This is a genomic window from Bacillus sp. LL01 (assembly GCF_001037965.1).
Map to the genome: position 1 here is coordinate 1 of NZ_LFEL01000261.1, position 3217 is coordinate 3217.

The window sequence follows — 3217 nt, forward strand, 5'->3', positions numbered from 1 at the left end:
ACGCGGCTTCCCTACTAAATAAGCTTCATCAGCTAGCTTTACATGAAGAGCATGCTCATCTGCTTCAGAGTAAATAGCAACTGTCTTAATTCCCATACGTTGACATGTTCTGATAACTCTAGCTGCAATTTCGCCTCGGTTTGCAATTAATACTTTCGTAAACATCCTCTCACCTCTTAAGGAGGTCAGATGAATGCCGAAATTAATTCGACATCATCCGACTAATTTTGATAACGCTTACAATACTACTCATTGGTTACACGGCTAAATGTTTCTTCTGCTTGTTGTCTTAATTTAAATTTTTGAATCTTACCAGAAGCAGTCATTGGATACTCATCTACAAAAGCAATGTAGCGTGGAATCTTATAAGCTGCAATTTTACCCATGCAGTCCTTACGTAATTCGTCAACTGTTGTCGATTCTCCTTCTTTTAATTTAATCCAAGCAGACACTTCTTCACCGTACTTCTTATCTGGAATACCTACGACTTGTACGTCTAATACTTTTGGGTGTTGATATAAAAATTCTTCAATCTCACGAGGGTAAATATTCTCACCACCGCGTATGATCATATCTTTTAGTCGACCTGTAATTCGGCAATAACCATTTTCATCCATCACTGCAAGATCACCAGTATGTAACCAGCCGTCTTCTGAGATCGCAGCTTTTGTAGCTTCTGTATTTTTATAATAGCCCTTCATTACGTGATAGCCTCTTGTACATAGTTCACCTTGTACGCCTCTTGGTACTTCATCATTCGAACCAGGTTCAACAATTTTCACTTCTACATTCGGCAAAGCACGCCCAACTGATTCCACTCGTAACATAAGTGGGTCGTCCACCCGGGTWTGAGTAATAACAGGGGATGATTCCGTTTGGCCATAGGCAATCGTAATTTCATTTGCTCCCATTTTTTCAACTACAGCTTTCATTACTWCAATAGGACAATTTGAACCAGCCATAATGCCTGTACGCAAGCTTGATAGGTCATATTGATCAAACTCAGGGTCATTTAGTTCACTGATAAACATCGTCGGCACACCATGAAGTCCTGTACACTTCTCTTTTGAAACAGCTTCAAGCACCGCTTTTGGATTGAACTCCTCCACTGGCACCATCGTCGCTCCAACAGAAACACAAGCAAGAGTTCCAAGGACGCAGCCAAAGCAATGGAAAAAAGGAACAGGTATACAAAGTCTGTCTTCATTCGTTAAATTCATGCAACCGGCAATGTTCACAGCGTTATTGGCTAAATTATGATGTGTCAGCATAACCCCTTTAGGGAAGCCTGTCGTTCCGGATGTGTATTGCATATTAATCACATCATCTTTATCAAGACTATCCATTCTCGCATCCAGCTCTTCTTCGCTAACCGTTTCTCCAAACTTCATTAATTCGTTCCATGAGTACATCCCAGGATAAGCTTCATCACCAAGGAAAATGATATTTTTCAACTTAGGTAGTTTACTAGATTGTAAGTTTCCACGGGGGCCTCCCTTTAATTCAGGAACGATTTCATACAACATCTCCACATATGAAGCATCGCGGAATTGATCCATTAAAATAAGGGTTGTTGCATCAGATTGCTTAAGTAAGTATTCAAGCTCAGATGTTCGGTAATTCGTGTTAACCGTAACTAATACAGCGCCCATCTTTCCTGTTGCAAATTGACTTGTTAGCCATTCAGGTTTATTGGTCGACCATATTGCCACATGTTCTCCGCGTTCAATACCAAGAGCCATCAATCCTTTAGCAGCCTTGCGACATTCTAAATCAAATTCTTCATACGTATACCTCAAATTTCGATCTGAGTAAACAACGGCTTCTTTCTTTGGTTGTCTCTTCGCTACATCTTCTAATAGCTTTCCAATAGGCACTTGAATATCTGACATCTTAATCCCCCTTATCACTTAAGTGGAACTACCATCTCTTTTAACGGCAGCCTAGTTGTCTTGAAATAACTAGTCGTTGAATCTCAGATGTTCCTTCACCGATTTCAAGCAGTTTAGCATCACGTAACATACRCTCTACTTCATATTCGCGCATATAGCCGTACCCACCATGGATTTGAATCGCTTGATTTGATGTGCGAGTCGCAGTTTCAGATGCATAAAGTTTTGCAAACGCAGCTTCTTTACCAAACGAACGATTTTGATCTTTTAACCAAGCTGCCTTCATCACCATGTTACGAGCAAGCTCAATTTCCATCGCCATATCCGCTAACTTGAATTGAATCGCTTGGAAGCTAGAAATCGTTTTTCCGAATTGCTTACGTTCTTTTGAGTAAGCGAGTGCGCGTTCAAAAGCAGCWTGAGCAATCCCTACACCTAGAGCAGCAATAGAAATTCTTCCTCCGTCTAATGTGTAAAGGAATTGTTTAAACCCTCCTTGTGGGTCACCTAATAGATTCTCCTTTGGTACACGAACATCTTCTAAAACGAGCTCACAAGTATTGGATGCACGAACACCCATTTTTTCATAATTACTATTAATCGTAAATCCTGGAGTGTCTGTAGGTACAATAAGCGCCGAAATGATGTTTTTACCTTTTTCGTCTTTACCTGTGACTGCTGTTACGATTACCGTTTTTGCAAAGCTCGCATTTGTAATCCAACATTTTTCTCCATTAATCACATATTCATCGCCATCAAGTACAGCTTTTGTTTGTGTGCCACCAGCATCAGAGCCTGCATTTGGTTCCGTTAAACCAAATGAACCAAGAGTCTCACCCGATGCTAATGGTGTTAAGTATGTTTGTTTTTGTTCTTCTGTGCCAAAGTAGTATAGTGGACTTGCTCCTAGCGAAACAGCAGCTGCATAACTTAACCCTGTTCCCCCACAAGCACGACCTATTTCTTCTACAGCTAATGCATATGAAACGGTATCCCCGCCAGAGCCTCCATATTGTTCTGGGAAAGGGATGCCTAACAACCCTAGCTCACCCATCTTTTTAAATATGTCTTCTGGAAACTCAGCACTTGCATCTCTTTCTTCAGCTCCAGGAGCAATTTCATTTTGAGCAAAATCTCTTACCATATCACGGATCATTTTTTGTTCTTTCGTTAAATCAAAGTTCATCGCATTTCCTCCCTAATCGTTCTCCATTTAATTCTGAGCGATTGTTCAGATTTTAAGTAAATAAAGCATTAAATGAAAGCGCATTCAAAAAATATGTCGTTTTTTATACTGACTAGTTAGTTTTTGAGTTGCACTCCTT

At 40.2% G+C, this 3217-nt stretch carries 3 protein-coding genes; all 3 read right to left on the bottom strand.

The annotated features are described in order from the left end of the window. The coding region (locus AB685_RS30750) for a biotin carboxylase N-terminal domain-containing protein (protein WP_277814324.1) at positions 1-165 on the bottom strand (165 nt) is incomplete at its 3' end. Positions 166-245: 80 nt separating this feature from the next. Then, on the bottom strand, positions 246-1892 hold the full coding sequence (locus AB685_RS29075; protein WP_047974094.1) for an AMP-binding protein: 1647 nt from the start codon (positions 1890-1892) through the stop codon (positions 246-248). A gap of 40 nt (positions 1893-1932) precedes the next feature. Continuing rightward, complete coding sequence (locus AB685_RS29080) at positions 1933-3078, bottom strand: acyl-CoA dehydrogenase (protein ID WP_047974095.1); 1146 nt, start codon at positions 3076-3078, stop codon at positions 1933-1935. Positions 3079-3217 lie beyond the last annotated feature (139 nt).